General features: G+C 42.4%; 12 protein-coding genes. 8 read left to right on the forward strand and 4 right to left on the reverse strand.

Annotation, left to right across the window (positions count from 1 at the left end; genetic code table 11):
* Nucleotides 1-383: 383 nt before the first annotated feature.
* Nucleotides 384-1,442, reverse strand: a complete 1,059-nt coding sequence (nadA, locus tag HII16_RS16475) for a quinolinate synthase NadA (protein ID WP_169131913.1) — start codon at nt 1,440-1,442, stop codon at nt 384-386.
* Between the two features lie 126 nt (nt 1,443-1,568).
* On the reverse strand, nt 1,569-4,037 hold the full coding sequence (locus tag HII16_RS16480) for a prolyl oligopeptidase family serine peptidase (protein ID WP_169131915.1): 2,469 nt from the start codon (nt 4,035-4,037) through the stop codon (nt 1,569-1,571).
* A 202-nt stretch (nt 4,038-4,239) separates the two neighbouring features.
* Between HII16_RS16480 and HII16_RS16485 the strand changes: the two genes are divergently transcribed.
* From HII16_RS16485 to raiA, 6 genes are all read left to right on the forward strand, one after another.
* Nucleotides 4,240-6,516 carry a YgiQ family radical SAM protein gene (locus tag HII16_RS16485; protein ID WP_169131917.1) on the forward strand — a complete coding sequence of 759 codons (2,277 nt, stop codon included), beginning with the start codon at nt 4,240-4,242 and terminating at the stop codon, nt 6,514-6,516.
* 89 nt (nt 6,517-6,605) lie between these two features.
* The gene (locus HII16_RS16490; RefSeq protein WP_169131919.1) at nt 6,606-8,195 is read left to right on the forward strand and encodes an ABC-F family ATPase; all 1,590 of its coding nucleotides are present in this window, start codon (nt 6,606-6,608) and stop codon (nt 8,193-8,195) included.
* A gap of 150 nt (nt 8,196-8,345) precedes the next feature.
* Nucleotides 8,346-8,540 carry a DUF4250 domain-containing protein gene (locus HII16_RS16495; protein WP_169131921.1) on the forward strand — a complete coding sequence of 65 codons (195 nt, stop codon included), beginning with the start codon at nt 8,346-8,348 and terminating at the stop codon, nt 8,538-8,540.
* 6 nt (nt 8,541-8,546) lie between these two features.
* Nucleotides 8,547-8,993: a VOC family protein gene (locus tag HII16_RS16500; protein ID WP_169131923.1), complete on the forward strand. Its 447-nt coding sequence runs from the start codon at nt 8,547-8,549 to the stop codon at nt 8,991-8,993.
* Nucleotides 8,994-9,031: 38 nt separating this feature from the next.
* Nucleotides 9,032-9,454 carry a DUF1801 domain-containing protein gene (locus HII16_RS16505; protein ID WP_169131925.1) on the forward strand — a complete coding sequence of 141 codons (423 nt, stop codon included), beginning with the start codon at nt 9,032-9,034 and terminating at the stop codon, nt 9,452-9,454.
* Between the two features lie 153 nt (nt 9,455-9,607).
* Nucleotides 9,608-9,919 carry a ribosome-associated translation inhibitor RaiA gene (gene raiA / locus HII16_RS16510; protein ID WP_135437546.1) on the forward strand — a complete coding sequence of 104 codons (312 nt, stop codon included), beginning with the start codon at nt 9,608-9,610 and terminating at the stop codon, nt 9,917-9,919.
* 92 nt (nt 9,920-10,011) lie between these two features.
* Here raiA and HII16_RS16515 read toward each other — a convergent pair whose 3' ends face one another.
* Nucleotides 10,012-11,346, reverse strand: a complete 1,335-nt coding sequence (locus tag HII16_RS16515) for a DEAD/DEAH box helicase (RefSeq protein ID WP_169131927.1) — start codon at nt 11,344-11,346, stop codon at nt 10,012-10,014.
* A 145-nt stretch (nt 11,347-11,491) separates the two neighbouring features.
* Between HII16_RS16515 and HII16_RS16520 the strand changes: the two genes are divergently transcribed.
* Nucleotides 11,492-12,595: a hypothetical protein gene (locus HII16_RS16520; protein WP_169131929.1), complete on the forward strand. Its 1,104-nt coding sequence runs from the start codon at nt 11,492-11,494 to the stop codon at nt 12,593-12,595.
* A gap of 44 nt (nt 12,596-12,639) precedes the next feature.
* Here HII16_RS16520 and gltX read toward each other — a convergent pair whose 3' ends face one another.
* Nucleotides 12,640-14,049 (reverse strand): glutamate--tRNA ligase, encoded by a 1,410-nt coding sequence (gene gltX, locus HII16_RS16525; protein WP_169131931.1) that lies wholly within the window; start codon nt 14,047-14,049, stop codon nt 12,640-12,642.
* Between the two features lie 368 nt (nt 14,050-14,417).
* On the opposite strand from gltX, the gene HII16_RS16530 reads away from it, so the two are divergent.
* Complete coding sequence (locus tag HII16_RS16530; RefSeq protein WP_169131933.1) at nt 14,418-16,568, forward strand: hypothetical protein; 2,151 nt, start codon at nt 14,418-14,420, stop codon at nt 16,566-16,568.
* Nucleotides 16,569-16,671: the final 103 nt, after the last annotated feature.

Consider the following 16,671-nt stretch of genomic DNA (forward strand, 5'->3'; position numbering starts at 1 on the left):
GTTTTTATAAAGTGTTTCTTTTCACTTTTAGTGATTTGGCTGAGCACGCCAGGCGTGTTAATTCCCCTTGGCAGCCACTCGGACACGTCACCTAAAATCGAATTGTTCGTAATTTTATAGCGTGTTGTCTTCACATTTTTTTCAACAGAGTGTTTACACATCCCTGATGATCTGCACCCAATCCACTCATCCATGATTGGATGACATTATCTGAAAAAGCAGTGCTTTTTCCGGGCGATAATGTCCCACTAGGACACGTCACCTAAATTAGGTACTAGGTACTAGGTACTAGCAGCGCGTATGTTAGGGAATATTCCCTAACGACGCAAGTACAAACGATAAATTAATTTATCGTTTGTACTGTTTTTAATCAATTGATGATATTAGGTATTGTTGGCTTGCGTCAGTTTTAATTGAGCAGAAAAATCAAGCATGCGATTTAGCGATTTTAACGCGCCTTGACGCAGCTCCATATCAACAAAAATTTCACGGCCCGTTGGGTCAATTAATGAATCATGAATTGCTTTTAAACCGTTCATTGCCATCCATGGGCAATGTGCGCAGCTGCGACAGGTTGCACCTTCACCGGCTGTTGGTGCTTCAAAGAATTCTTTATCTGGGCACAGTTGCTGCATCTTGTAAAAGATACCGCGGTCAGTAGCGACGATGAATTTTTTGTTTGGCATTTCTTGCGCAGCTTTAATAAGCTGGCTGGTTGAGCCTACCGCATCAGCCAAATCAACCACTGACGATGGTGATTCAGGGTGAACCAAAACAGCAGCATCTGGATGCAAAGCTTTCATATCGCTCAGCGCTTTGGTTTTAAACTCATCGTGAACAATACACGCGCCATCCCACATGATCATGTCAGCGTCAGTTTGCTTTTCGATGTAGGCGCCCAAATGCTTGTCAGGTCCCCACAAAATGGTTTCGCCCTGCTCGTCCAAATGTTCGACGATTTCAAGCGCACAGCTTGATGTGACAATCCAATCTGCACGTGCTTTTACTTCTGTTGACGTATTGGCATAAACAACCACAGTGCGCTCAGGATGTTGATCACAAAACTTATTGAATTCGTCGATTGGACAACCTAAATCGAGTGAACAGGTCGCCTCTAGGGTGGGCATAAGTACGGTTTTTTCAGGCGTTAAAACCTTTGCGGTTTCACCCATGAACTTTACGCCCGCAACAATAAGCGTCTGTGCAGGGTGCTGATTACCAAAACGAGCCATTTCTAAAGAGTCTGCCACACAGCCACCGGTTTCTTCAGCCAGTGCCTGAATTTCAGGATCTGTATAGTAATGGGCAACCAGTACCGCATTTTTCTCTTTCAACAAGACTTTGATTTTGTCTTTGTAATCCTGTTTCTCTGCATCACTCAATGGCGCAGGTTTAGGCGGAAAGGTGTAGTCAAAATCAACGGCTAAGGTAGTTTCTAGCATGTTCGCAAAACTCGTTATGAATCAGTTTTTATAAAATTGGCGGATATTATAAAAGAATGCGCGTTAAAGATAAACAAAAGGCGCCGTCTAGCCTAAGCCAGAGGGCGCCTTTTTCGTTATATGCTATTAAAGATGGGTTTCAAACAGCTTATAAATACGACGATACTCGTCTAACCAACTGCTTGGTTGCACAAAGCCGTGTGGCTCAACTGGGTAAATCGCAGTCTCCCAATCTTCCTTCTCAAGTTCAATTAAGCGTTGTACTAAACGCACACTGTCTTGGAAGAATACATTGTCATCAACCATAGGTGCGTTGATCAACAATGGCTTGGCTAAACCTTCAGCGAAATAGATAGGTGAACTGCGCTCGAAGGCAATAGGGTCATCACCTGGCGTGTTTAAGATGTTCGACGTATAACCGTGGTTATATGATGTCCAATCTGACACTAGGCGCAAGGCAGAACCCGCTGCGAACGTATCAGGCTCTTTAAACAAGGCCATCAAAGTTAAAAAGCCGCCGTATGAACCGCCGTATACACCGATTTTGTCTTTGTCGACGTTAGCGTTTTCTACTAACCAATCAACGCCTTGCAGCATATCTTCAACTTCAGGTTTACCCATGTGACGATAAATCGCGGTACGCCAATCACGGCCATAACCTTTAGACGCACGGTAATCCATATCAATAACGGTGTAACCTTGCTGCACCAACATTGAATGGAACATAAACTCGCGGAAGTAACCAGACCAACCTAAATGCGAGTTTTGTAAGTAACCGGCGCCATGCACAAACATCACCGCTTTACCGGCATTAGGTCCGTCGTTATTCTCTGGCTGATAAACGCGAGTGAAAATTCCTTGTTCGCTGTGCTCAGATGGAATTTCAACTACCGACGGCGCAGTCCAAGGCATAGCCAAAAACTCTTCACTTACGGTATGAGTTAAACGCACAAGCGTTGCATCGATATTGGTTTCTTGTACGTAAAGCTCTGGTGGCATCGTTGTTGTTGAATGTTCAATCAACAACTTACTTTCATCTGGCGACAATGCGTAAGAATTGTTACCGCCTAAGTCTGTAACTGCAGTGATTTTCGCGCTGTCAACGTCAACTTTATAAACTTCGTAAATGCCAGGGTGCTTTTTGTTGGCCTGAAAATAAAAGTTGTCTTCGTCTTTTGTTTTGGTAACTTGACGCACTTCATAGTTACCCGATGTCAATGCTTTGGCTTTGCCGTCAACCGGTTTGACATATAAGTGACCATAGCCTGACTCTTCAGACTGGAAGTACAATGTTTCCGACTCATCAAACCAACCGTAGTTGTTAAAGTCCCAGTTGATCCACGCATCATCATGCAAACGGTGCTGGTTTACTAAGGCTTTTTCATCAAAATCAATGGTCGCGATCCAGCGATCCTTGTTGTCCCAAGCTTCCATCATTAAGGCAACCTGAGTAGAGTCTTTGTGCCACTTTATCGCTTGACGGTATTGCATCAAATGAATGTTACGTGGCGCTTTTTCTGAGGCGTACTCTTTACCTTCACGAGCATAGTTTTCTTTGCGAACATCCGCTAAAACGTCGTCATCAAAACCCGGTAAGGTGTCGTAACCCAATAAATATTGTGCATCGTTTTTCAGATCAAGTAGGTAAACCTGCTCAGAGTATTGGCGGTTATCTGAGACACGATAACGTACACGTTGTGGATCTATCATCGCATCACTGGTGACGTAATTTGGCATGATATCGCCAGCGTTGCTCCATGACATATTCTTTGCCACAGATACCACCATCATTTCACCATTAGGCGAAAGTTGTGCTTGTACGACACGCTTGCCTTCACCAAAATAAAACGTTGACGTTGCAATGGTGTCGTTTTGTTTGCGAATATTGCTGTCTTTATCTGCTTGAATACCGGCATTGCGTTCTTGTAACGCAACAAACTTAATCAGTTTGTGTTGCTCTTTGGCGATATAAGTTTTCTCAGCCTGCTTACCTGGGGTATTGGTCATCTGCAAGTTGGCAAGTTCTTTTACTTGATTATTATTCAAATCTAAGCTGTAAAAGATGTTGCCTATACGGTAACTCACGTTGCCATCGCTTAAAAACATTGGCTGTGATTCAATCGCTGAGGTATAGGTAAGTTGCTTAACCGATTGCTCGTTGAGATTTTTTAGGAAGACATTACCTTTGAAAACATAAAGCTCTTTGCTGCCATCAGCGTTGGTGACTGCGCTTCGGTCGGCGACTTTGTGCAAATTGGCGTAATCGACTTTCTCGCCATTACCTTGTGCGTTTAGGCTTTTTGAGAATAAATCGGTAACCGGGTTACCTTCACGCTTTTGCTGATAAAAAACCGTATTACTGTCATCGCCCCAATACCACTGTTGCGGTGAACGAGCGATCCAGTCAGGATCGGACATGGCTTTTTCTAAGGTGATTTTGATATCAGCATCAGGATTTACAACATCAGCACCTTGTACGGGCGCCACTGTTTCTGTATTTGATTTGGCAACCTGTTCCGATTGCTCTGTCATATCTGTACTTACACAGGCGCTTAGCAATACGCTAACCGATGCCGCTAGCAAAGAATATTTCATAGTTTCCCACATAGTATTTAATAATTTTTCGCGCCTATTAAAACAAAAACTTAGGTTACAAGGCAATTACTGGTCACTACAAAAGTGTAATAGTGTGTAATTGATGTACATTTTTTAACCACACCTTAAGTGCAGATTCTGTTATAATCCGCCGAATTGTTTAGCGACAGCCACTTTTATTACTACGAGACCATCAGTTTCTATGATCCCATTACCAAAAACCGAATTATTTGAATACCCTAAATATTGGGCCGAATGTTACGGAACAGCCCCGTATTTACCTATGTCACGAAAGGAAATGGACGAACTGGGATGGGACAGTTGCGACATTATTTTGGTTACCGGTGATGCCTATGTTGATCACCCGTCATTTGGTATGGCGATTATTGGTCGTATGCTGGAGTCGCAAGGCTTTCGCGTTGGCATCATTTCGCAACCAGACTGGCATAGCAAAGATGCGTTTATGCAGTTAGGAAAACCTAACCTTTTCTTTGGTGTTACGGCTGGCAACATGGACTCGATGATTAATCGCTATACTGCCGAGCGTCGTTTGCGTCATGATGATGCCTATACGCCAAACAACGAAGGTGGCAAACGACCAGATAGAGCAACGTTAGTCTATTCACAACGTTGTAAAGAAGCGTACAAAGACGTTCCTGTTGTTCTGGGTGGTATCGAAGCGAGTTTACGCCGTATTGCCCATTACGATTATTGGTCTGATAAAGTGCGTCGCTCAGTACTGTTTGACGCCAAAGCCGATATATTAATATACGGTAATGCTGAACGACCGTTAATTGAAGTCGCCCACCGTATAGCTCGTGGCGAAGAGGTAAAAGATATTCAAGACGTTCGTGGTACAGCGTTTTTAAGTAAAACCGCCCTACCAGGGTGGCGTGGTGTTGATTCTCGCGCTATTGATAAACCCGGTAAGATAGATGCCATCGCTAGTCCATATCAGGATATGATGCCGTCAAATTGCGATAAAGCCGATGAAACCACCGACTCAGGTGTGACCATAGTTAATGGTGCCAACGCTGCGACGAGTAACCCTGACATCAGCAAAGAAGCGGTGCCAATTCAAATCAGTGATTATCAAAACAAAAGCTGGGAGAAAAAGCATAAGCCTTGGGAGTTTACCTACGTAAAATTACCGTCTTTTGAACAGGTCAGCGCCAACAAAGTATTGTATGCCCATGCCTCGCGCATTTTTCATCAGGAAGTAAACCCTGCCAGTGCTCGTGCTTTAGTGCAAACCCACGGTGACCGTTTGATTTGGCTAAACCCTCCGGCGATCCCATTAAGTGAAGCAGAGATGGACGGCGTATTTGGATTACCGTATGCCCGTGTGCCACACCCAATTTATGGCAAGGCTAAGATACCGGCCTACGACATGATAAAAACCTCGATTAATATCATGCGCGGTTGTTTTGGTGGCTGTTCATTTTGCTCGATAACCGAACACGAAGGTCGTATTATTCAATCGCGTTCGCATGAGTCTATCTTAGAAGAAATCGAAGACATTAAACTAAAAGTACCTGGATTTACCGGAGTAATTTCTGATTTAGGTGGCCCAACAGCTAACATGTACCAATTACGTTGTAAGAGCCCTAAAGCAGAAGCCACGTGTCGTCGACCAAGTTGTGTCTGGCCAGATATTTGTGGCCATATGGATACCGACCACAAACCAACCATTGAGCTGTACCGTAAAGCGCGAAAAATTAAAGGTATTAAGAAAATTCTTATCGCTTCAGGGGTTCGTTATGACTTGGCCATTCGCGATCCTGAGTACGTCAAAGAATTGGCGTCGCACCATGTAGGTGGCTATTTAAAAATCGCCCCTGAGCATACCGAAGACGCGCCATTAGCAAAAATGATGAAACCGGGCATGGGCTCTTATCACAAGTTTAAAGAGATGTTTGATCATTACTCTAAGCTTGCTGGTAAAAAACAGTATTTGATCCCCTACTTTATCTCTGCTCATCCAGGCACCACAGACAAAGATATGGTGAATTTGGCGTTATGGCTAAAACAAAACGACTTTAAGTTGGATCAAGTACAAAACTTTTATCCATCACCGCTGGCTAATGCGACCACCATTTATCATACCGAGATTGACTCGTTAAATAAGATCCGCAAGGACAATGACTCAGTCGCGGTTCCAAAAGGCACCATTCAACGTCGACTGCATAAAGCGATTCTACGATACCATGATCCACATAACTGGGGCTTGATTCGCGAAGCGCTAACTAAAATGGGCTTAGCAAGAAAGCTTATCGGCAGTGGTCCCGAATGTTTGGTACCTCACGAAACCCGCACAGAAAAAAGCGCCGGTTATCGTAAAGGCAAAAACAACGCCAAGGGTAATAAGACATCCTATGGGCAAAAACGCCATAACAAGCTGCATTCAAGCAATGGCAAAGCCGGTTTAACACGCTTTAGTGACAATCAGTTTAAAAAGCCAAGCAAGAAACGCAAGTAAAAGCATAACGAAAGCAATGCGCTGATGGCGCAAATACTTTATAATGCGCCGCAATTTTATGCGGTGCATCTTTTTTAAGGAACTCTCTTTTGATCACAACAGCTAATATCACCATGCAGTTTGGTGCTAAACCTCTGTTTGAAAACATCTCAGTTAAATTCGGTGGCGGTAACCGCTACGGTCTTATCGGCGCTAACGGCTGTGGAAAGTCTACCTTTATGAAAATTTTAGGTGGCGATCTAGAACCTAGTGGCGGTAATTTCAAAGTCGACATTAATGAACGTGTTGGTAAGTTGCGCCAAGACCAATTCGCCTTTGAAGAATACTCAGTCGTCGATACGGTGATCATGGGCCATAACGAATTGTGGGCTGTAAAAGAAGAGCGTGACCGCATTTATGCGCAAGCAGAAATGAGTGAAGAAGACGGTATGCGCGTTGCTGATCTTGAAACCCAATACGCTGAAATGGATGGTTATACCGCAGAGAGTCGTGCCGGTGAATTGCTTATGGGTGTTGGTATTCCAATTGATCAACATTACGGCAAAATGAGCGAAGTCGCGCCAGGCTGGAAACTTCGAGTACTATTGGCGCAAGCGTTGTTTTCTGACCCAGATATATTGCTATTGGACGAACCAACCAACAACTTGGACATTCACACCATCACATGGCTTGAAGATATGCTTAATGAGCGTAATTCAACCATGATCATTATTTCTCACGATCGCCACTTCTTAAACAGTGTTTGTACACATATGGCTGATCTTGATTACGGTGAGCTACGCATCTATGCCGGCAACTACGATGAATACATGTTGGCAGCAACCCAAGCACGTGCTCGTCTAATGGCTGATAACGCCAAGAAGAAAGCGCAAATTACTGAGCTACAAGACTTTGTGCGTCGGTTCTCTGCTAATGCCTCTAAAGCCAAGCAAGCGACGTCTCGTGCTAAGCAAATTGACAAAATTCAACTTGATGATGTTAAAGCATCAAGTCGTGTAAACCCGTTTATTCGCTTTGAACAAGAAAAGCCATTATTTCGTAATGTCTTAGAAATCGAAAACCTCAACAAATCGTTTGATGACAATCAGGTATTAAAAAACATTAACTTAATGGCTGAGGTTGGCGAAAAAATCGCGGTTATCGGTGAGAACGGTGTAGGTAAAACCACCTTACTACGCACTCTGATGGGTGATTACGAGGTTGATGGTGGCCATTACAAGTGGTCAGAGAATCATAACATCGCCTACTATGCGCAAGATCATGCAGAAGATTTCGAACAAGACATGACCTTATTCGAGTGGATGAGTCAATGGCGTCAAGAAGGCGACGATGAGCAAGTCGTACGCGGATTTTTAGGTCGCTTATTGTTTAGCCAAGATGACATAAAAAAATCTGTTAAGGTGTTATCAGGTGGTGAGCAAGGTCGCATGTTGTTCGGTAAAATGATGATGCAAAAACCAAATATTCTTATTTTGGATGAGCCTACCAACCACATGGATATGGAGTCTATTGAATCATTAAATATGGCCTTAGAAAAATTTGAAGGCTCGATTGTATTTGTCTCTCACGATCGTGAATTTGTATCGTCAATCGCGACACGAATCATTGAAATAACAGAACACGGTTACGTTGATTTCGCCGGTACATACGAGCAGTATTTGAAATCTAAAGAGTCATAAATAATATAAGTTTCAATTACTTATTAAACCCCAGTAAAAACGTCGCTTTCGCGGCGTTTTTTTGTGTCTGACTGCTATACTTACAGTAATGATAATACTAAACGTACCAAGACATTTTGGTATACAACGCGACATTCGGAGGAAGAACCGATGGAAATTAGTAATCTTCTAAACATGCACAGTTCCATTGTTTTAGGCATAGTAAATGAACGACTTCGTATTGAATGTGGTTCAATCGATCAATTGGTTTCTCGCTATGAATTAGACGAAGACACCTTATATGACAAAATGAACGAACTCGGCTATCACTACGACCCCCTGTCCAATCAATTTAAATCCAGTTAATAGGCCATGGCCATCGCCCTGACCCATATTGCATTACATGTAAAAGACTTGGACGCTTGCGTGCACTTTTACCAGCAATATGCAGGGCTCAATATAGTCCGTGACCGTCGTCCAAACGGCCCTGATGGTAAGCGTATCGTTTGGCTTGCAGAGACCGACAAAGAACAGCAGTTTATTATTGTTATCTTGCCTGGAGGCCCCGGTCGAAACCAAATAGATACTGATTTCTCTCACCTTGGCTTTGCCCTAGCGAGCAAGCAAGCCGTCGATGATATTGCCACCAAAGCCCGAGCGCATGGCATCCTAGCATGGCCGTGTAAACAAGAGCCTTATCCTGTGGGGTACTATTGTGGTATCAAAGATCCCGACGGTAATTTTGTCGAATTCAGTTACGGACAACCTCTTGGCCCAGGTGCGGAAAAACTTATCCCCGAACATCAGAATATCGACTGACCAACAATTGTTTAACACAGCATCAATAGGATACATTTTTGAGCGAAAACAAGACACAAGCTAACCAACTCGATGTTACGCAATTTTTAGCATCCGTTGAGCCAGAAAATAAACGCCAAGATAGTCTTAAATTGTTGGCGCTATTTGAACAGATTACAGAAAAAAAACCAGTCATGTGGGGAACTTCAATCATTGGCTTTGGTCAGTATCATTATAAGTATGAAAGTGGTCGTGAAGGCGATTTTATGATCACAGGTTTTTCTCCCCGAAAACAAAACATCAGCTTATACATCATGCCGGGGTTTAGCCAACTTGAGACTTTGTTGGCTAAATTAGGCAAACATAAAACAGGTAAATCCTGTTTATACATTAACAAACTTGCCGACGTTAACGAGGAGGTCTTAAGTCAAATAATCCGCTTAGGTTTTGAACATATGTGTAATAAGTACACAACCAAGTAGAGCTGGTAAGATGTTGAAATTTAAGAGATAAAATAATACAAAAGCAAAAAAATGCAAAAATATGTAACTTTCCCTTGTATCTTTTGCTCAATAACCCCATTCTAAAGTTAAGGGCGGAATACGTCGCTCTGGACAACAAGTTAGGAGACATGTATGAGAATTACAATTTCAGGTCATCACGTAGAAGTAACTGAAGCCATCACAGATGTCATAAACAGTCGATTCGCTAAAATCGCGAACCACTTTCCAAGTTTAATGTCTCTCGAGGTAATTTTAAAAGTTGATAAAAATTCCCAAAAAATAGAAGCGGTCACCAACTATGAAAACATGCAAATTGCAGTGTCAGCTAAAGACGATGATTTATATATCGCAATTGGTAGTTGTGTGAAAAAAATGGAAGCAGCGTTACAACATCGAAAAGGTGTTCTCAAAGCAAATCTGCACAGCAAAATCAAAGCAGCATAATCCTGCAAACCGGATTTAAAAAAAGAGCTCAATTGAGCTCTTTTTTATTGCCTGTCAGATGATAAACACCTTGGTTTTGACACGCCTTTTAGCTAGGTCTCTTCGTCGTCTCTGTCAACCAACTTACCAACTTTTTTCTTGGTCATTGGTAAATCAGCAAAGCCCTCATCAACGAAAGTCACTTTCTTTTTAACCTTAGGTGCTTTCTTCTTAACCACCTTAGTATCTTGTGCTTTTTTGCTTGGTGCTTTTTTGCTGACGGTTTTCTTTGGTTTCAAGCCGGTGAATTTTGCAGTCAGTCCCTCAACGCTGATAAATGTCATATCTTGCTGTAAGAAGGCTTTCACGTTTAGATAGCTATACCAATCTTTTGGACCAACGAATGATATCGCATCGCCCTTTGTGCCAGCCCTGCCGGTACGTCCTATGCGATGCACATACTCTTCTGGGTGTTTTGGCATATCAAAGTTGAACACATGGCTAACGTTGGTTAAATCCAAACCACGAGACGCCAGATCCGTTGTTACCAAAATTTTGTGCTGTCCCTTGGCAAAGCTTTCCATAATGCGGTTACGCTCTGATTGCTTTAACTCGCCACTGAGGCCTATGGCATCAAGTTGTTGCTTATTTAGCACCTCAGCCAAACGTTCGGTATCACTGCGGGTTGCGGTGAATATGATCACTTGTTGATAATTTTCGTGTTGCAAAAAGTGCTCAAGCAATGCTTGTTTATGATCTAAATGATCAGCCAATACCAATCGCTGATTTATGTCTTTGTGCTCACTGGTAATCTCACCAATAGCAATGCGTTTTGGATTTTTCAGCAAATCGTTGGCAAAAATATTTATTTGCTCATGATCTAAGGTTGCAGAAAACATCAAGGTTTGGCGTTTACGATGATCCGCCGCCAAGTTGATTTGTTTTAACTGTTCGGCAAAGCCCATATCGAGCATACGATCGGCTTCATCGAGGATAAGTAACTCCAAGCCATTAAGATAGAACAATCCTTTGGCTAAATGGTCAGCTAATCGGCCTGGTGTGGCAACGACAATATCAGGGTATTTATCCAATACTTTAACTTGGTCATTAAAATTCTCACCACCCAAAATCAAAGCACTCTTAAAACGCGTACCAGCGGTTACTGTGCGAAGCTGCATGAATACCTGTTTTGCCAATTCTCGCGTTGGCGCCAGAATCAACACACGAGGATCTTTTTTAGACAAAGCTCTTTGTCTGAGCAAGCGCTGTACCGCCGGCAACAAAAACGCTAAGGTTTTACCAGAGCCTGTTTTTGATGAAGCGATCAAGTCATTGCCCTGCATGGCTGCGGGGATAGCTTGTAATTGAATGTCTGTCGGTTTTTCAAAACCAAGGTGATTAACAGCTTTTAAAAGTCGCTGATCGAGTTTAAATTGCTCAAAGGCCAAAAAGATTTACTCCTAAATTTCAATGGCTCTAATTATAAGGCAACAAAGGTGAGAAAATCGCTAAAAATTAAATATTTTATCGAAGTTTTTCTTGTACAGAAAATATCGCAGGGTTTAAGGTAAAGAAAAGAATAAGGACATTGATGTGAAAAAACTCAAAACATTAGCTCGTTTATCGCTGTCATTGATGCTTGCGACGCTAGTATCGGCTTGTGCGAATCAAGCAAATAGACATATAACGGATACTTCCCACATTGAAAATAAATCGTTACCACCAATATCGATATTTTTTGCCTTACCCAGCAATAAAATGCTGGTCGCTTGTCAGGAGTTTGAAAATGCGTCGACATTCAATGATTGCCAATTAAACCCAATTGATTGGCAGTATTATGTGAATAGCTTTCGTTATTCCAATAAATTTTATGAAGTACATGAAGCGAAAAACGACGTTGATTACCAGCTGGAAATCGCATCGACCAGTTTTAATAAAGAAAGCGTTAATGTTGAAATGAACCTGTATTGGCGCAATCAAAAAATTAACTCTGCAGACTATCAATTGCCACTAGATCGAAGCATTAGTTTATTGCAAAAAAACAGTACCAATGAAAACGTTGCTAATACGTTGGTCACAAAGTTCATCAGCGATGCCGATCACCAAGCGCTATTTTCAGCAACATATTTGGCACAAAAATTACAATCAAGTGATTATGAGAAAGACTTTCAGTTAACTGAAAAGATCGGTGATTTTGCCATAAATTTTAAATACGTATACACCGACCCCTTTCTTGGCGCGTCGATGCGCTATCATCATCAAAAGTATCTATCCGATTACATCGACATTTATGTTTATCCGATACGTAGAATCGAATGGCAAGATGGCCGCGATGCATTAAATGAAGAAATAAATTTGGTGCGCCAAGAAATTGAGTACGTTATAGGTCAACAACAAAACTTATCTGTGACGACTGAAGATAACCAATTTATTCAGTTAGCTTTAGAGCATGGTGACACTCAAGGGGTATTTTTTGACGGAATAATCAGTGAAACGGGTCAGGAAGATTTGTATACCTCAACCTATGTGTTTATCAATGGCGATAAATTCGTAAAATTTCGAGCCACCTTTCCTGCGTCTTTTTCAAAAACCTTTGTTGAACAAGCCTTACCATTAATACAGGTGCCAACTGAATCGCATTTCATGGCCAAACTACGCGACGAATATCGACAAAAGCAACAACTCGATAACCCATAAAAAAAGGCGCCTAAGCGCCTTTTATCTTTTTTATAACGGCATCATTAAGCGTTTGCTTCACGTTCAGCAATAAACGCTAGCGCCTTGTCGATACGAGCAACGACTTGCGCTTGCTCTAGCAACTCAAGGGTGACATCTAAAGACGGTGAATTACCAGCACCGGTCGCGGCTACACGCAAAGGCATACCCACTTTACCCATGCCAACTTGCAACTCTTCAGCTGTACCATTAATGGCCGCGTGAATGTTTTCAGCGTTCCACTGTGTTAGTGCCGCTAGTTTGCTTTGTACTAACGTTAATGGCTCTTTAGCGACACCACGTAGATGTTTTTTCGCCGCTTTAGCGTCAAACTCTGAATACTCTTCATAGAAATAACGAGAAATTTGCGCCATTTCTTTCAGTGTTTTCACGCGTTCAGCTTGCACCTTTACAACGTCTGCTAACGCAGGGCCTTGGTCAATATTGATGCCTTGATCAGCCATGTGCCACGCCAAATGTTCAGCAACATATTCGGCATCCAATGTTTTCATGTAATGCTGGTTAACCCAAACCAATTTATCGGTATTAAACGCGCTTGGCGCACGGTTACATCCGGTTAGGTCAAAAAGCTCTATCATCTCTTCGCGTGAGAAAATCTCTTGGTCACCATGCGACCAGCCTAAACGAACCAAGTAGTTTAATAAGGCTTCAGGCAAGTAACCGTCATCACGGTACTGCATCACACTAACTGCGCCATGACGCTTAGATAAACGTTTACCGTCATCACCTAGAATCATAGGAATATGCGCGTAATGTGGCAATGGTGCGCCAAGCGCAGCCAAAATGTTAATTTGACGAGGGGTGTTATTGACATGGTCATCACCACGAACAACATGAGTAATCCCCATATCCCAGTCATCAACAACCACGGTTAAGTTATAGGTTGGTGAACCGTCAGAGCGGGCAATGATCAAATCATCAAGCTCACTATTGCCGATTTCAATGCGGCCTTTAACGATGTCTTCAATGACAACAGAGCCATCTAATGGGTTTTTAAAACGGATAACGAATGGTTTGTCTGCTGGGTAATCTGTACGATCACGCCACATGCCGTTATAACGAGGGTTCTCCCCTTTCGCCATCGCTTCTTCACGCATTGCTTCAACTTCTTCAGGCGTACAATAACAACGGTATGCATGACCTGACTCAAGCAATTGGGCGATAACCTCTTTATAGCGGTCAAAACGATCGGTTTGAAAAATTGGGCCTTGATCCCAATCTAGATTTAACCAATTCATCCCGTCCATGATTGCATCAACAGACGCTTGCGTTGAACGCTCCAAGTCTGTGTCTTCAATACGTAATACGAAGTCACCGCCGGTTTTCTTAGCATATAACCAGCTATAAAGTGCGGTACGGGCACCACCAACGTGCAGGTAACCTGTAGGGCTAGGTGCAAAACGGGTTGTTGTCATATTTATCTCGCTTTAACGCCTTGATTAAACAAATTTAATATCAAGGCAATAGGATGTTCAAAAATTGCCGCGTATTCTAGCATTTAGCATAAAAAAATTCATTAGAAAATTAGCCCTGTTTGTTGCATTGTTTCACCTTTTGCAACAAGCATTTATCTATTGTTAAAGGCCATCGGTAAGTTTGCTTAATTACAGCGTCACTGCTAGTGTTTATTTATATAAAACAGGCACTAGCAATAGTTAACAAATTACAATTGCGTCTACATCAACTCGGTCTTTATCGAGTTTTTATATGTAGTGATACGAGCAAAGCATTTCTATCCCCGACGTATTTACCTCATTAGCATCCAGGCTGGATTAATTTATTCATGACTTTTTGGCAAGAGTTGAAACGAAGAAATGTGGTCAAAGTGGCTGTAGCCTACCTAGCCTTAGCTTGGTTAGTACTACAAGTTACCTCTATTATTGTTCCCGCTTTCGAGCTGCCAGAACAAGTAAATCGCATCGTTATTTTTCTTGGTCTTATTGGCTTTCCATTTGCTATTTTCTTTGCTTGGGCGTATGAATTAACCCCTGGCGGTTTAAAAAAAACCACCCATGTCAGCAATGATGAATCGATAACCAATATTACCGGGCGTCGTTTAGACTTCATCATCATAGGTTTATTGTCGGTAACGCTTTTGTTCGTGGTTTGGGATAATTATTGGCGCTCCGGCTCAACTGAGATAGTGCTATCTGGCGAGGGTTCTAGTAAGCAACCAGCAGGCCACCTATCGATTGCCGTACTGCCACTGACTAACTTAAGCAGTTATAGCGATAATGAGTTTTTTACCGCCGGCATCCATGAAGAAATCTTAACCGAACTGTCTTTTATTGATGGCTTACGCGTTGCATCACGCACATCGTCACTGAAGTATGTGCAATCAGCGTTATCACTCACCGATATAGGTAAAGAATTAAACGTACGCTATATCGTCGAGGGTAGCGTCAGGCGCATTAACGATAACGTTAGAATTACCATTCAGCTGATTGATGCCACCACGGACGCTCATTTATGGGCAACCAACTACGATCGCAAGCTTGATGATATTTTCACCATGCAATCTGCCGTTGCCAAAGAAATAAAGAACTCCATCCAATTGGAGATTCAACTCACACAACAGAGTAATTCAACAAGCTCAGTATCAACAAACGCTAAGGCACTAACTTATTATCAGCGAGCACAAAGTATCGAAGCCAGTGAACGCGAGACCGAAGAATCACTGCAACGTACCAAACGCTTATTAGAGCTTGCGGTAAAAGAAGATCCTGAATTTGCTGATGCATGGGGCTTATTAAATGAGGTTTGCGATCACATGCGTCGCTCGATTTCAATGAATGGCTGGTACGAAAATGACGAGAATCTATTTGCTGAGCTAACAACTCAAGCAAAATATGCCCTAGATAAAGCAGTGTCGTTAGCGCCAGATAATTTAGAAGTCTTATTAGCACAAGCCAGTGATTACGTAGCCGAAGAAAACGTACCTGGTTTTCAAGATACGCGGAAAGTGTTTATAGATAGAGCCATAGAGTTGTATCCAGATGCCGGTATGCCGTTGTATGTGCTCGCCTGGTGGTATCAACTTAAAGGTCAGTTAGATAATGCCACCAAAGCCTTCAAACTTGCTATTGAAAAAGACCCTTTTAATGCCCGTATTTTGCAAGGTGCTCACATTTACTTTTCGTTTAATACAACCTGTAAGTCAGAAGCTTGCCATGACTATGTTGACACCCTATATAATAGACTGGCCGACAGTGTTGGCGGTGTCACGCCTTTGGATACCTTGGGCCGATTAAAAGGACGCTTTTTTCAATCCGGCGACGCCAGTATTTTTGATGAACTAAAACAAAAACAAGGGGACGAGTTTATCCTCGAATATGGCTTTGATATGCTTATGCTAAATTCGGTAATGCAAACCCCTATTGCCGTTTTTCTGCCTTTTCAAGAACAACCTGTACACGTCACCTTCGACAATGAATGGGCATTGGCCAATCACACCTTTATTAATGTTATTTTGCTCGAGCACTACGTGATGCAGCAAGATCGTAGCAATATTGAAAAAGCGACAAAGCGTTTAGCATTTTTTCAGCCGCAAACTAACCCTGAATATTGGGGCGAGTATTGGTATAGATTGCATACGCAAATGTCATTTGCGTTAGGAGATTTAGAAAGCGCACGAGAAAGTGCACAGTATTTGGTAGATAATCGAGATCAACGGTTTGACCCACATGGTCTAGATGGCATTGTCGCCATGGCGTATGTGGATGCAGACAAAGCCGCTGAATTGTTTTTAGCCGAATCGGCTAAATACCCTAATTGGTTAGGTGCAGATATCCTAGCTATCGATACGAGAAACCATTGGCGGTTACTCGTACATCCTAAAATCATCGAGTATTATGTTGCACAGGGTAAATGGATCCCTTATTTGGCGGAAAGATTGAGTGTATATAAGGGGCTGGAGACTAGGGCTAAGGGCTAAGCATTTTAAGCAGGCGATGCTCATCGCACTGATAGCAAATTTCAGACGAATGAAATTATCAAATAGTATCCGTTCTATTAGCAATCTTTTTACTGTAGCGAGG

It is taken from the genome of Thalassotalea sp. Y01, assembly GCF_012932945.1.
Taxonomy (GTDB): domain Bacteria; phylum Pseudomonadota; class Gammaproteobacteria; order Enterobacterales; family Alteromonadaceae; genus Thalassotalea_A.

What these genes read in the sequence shown, in the direction of transcription:
- raiA (WP_135437546.1), top strand. Translation starts at nt 9,608, where the DNA reads ATGAGAATTACAATTTCAGGTCATCACGTAGAAGTAACTGAAGCCATC.
- HII16_RS16530 (WP_169131933.1), top strand. Translation starts at nt 14,418, where the DNA reads ATGACTTTTTGGCAAGAGTTGAAACGAAGAAATGTGGTCAAAGTGGCT.
- gltX (WP_169131931.1), bottom strand. Translation starts at nt 14,049, where the DNA reads ATGACAACAACCCGTTTTGCACCTAGCCCTACAGGTTACCTGCACGTT.
- HII16_RS16480 (WP_169131915.1), bottom strand. Translation starts at nt 4,037, where the DNA reads ATGAAATATTCTTTGCTAGCGGCATCGGTTAGCGTATTGCTAAGCGCC.
- HII16_RS16485 (WP_169131917.1), top strand. Translation starts at nt 4,240, where the DNA reads ATGATCCCATTACCAAAAACCGAATTATTTGAATACCCTAAATATTGG.
- HII16_RS16495 (WP_169131921.1), top strand. Translation starts at nt 8,346, where the DNA reads ATGGAAATTAGTAATCTTCTAAACATGCACAGTTCCATTGTTTTAGGC.
- nadA (WP_169131913.1), bottom strand. Translation starts at nt 1,442, where the DNA reads ATGCTAGAAACTACCTTAGCCGTTGATTTTGACTACACCTTTCCGCCT.
- HII16_RS16500 (WP_169131923.1), top strand. Translation starts at nt 8,547, where the DNA reads ATGGCCATCGCCCTGACCCATATTGCATTACATGTAAAAGACTTGGAC.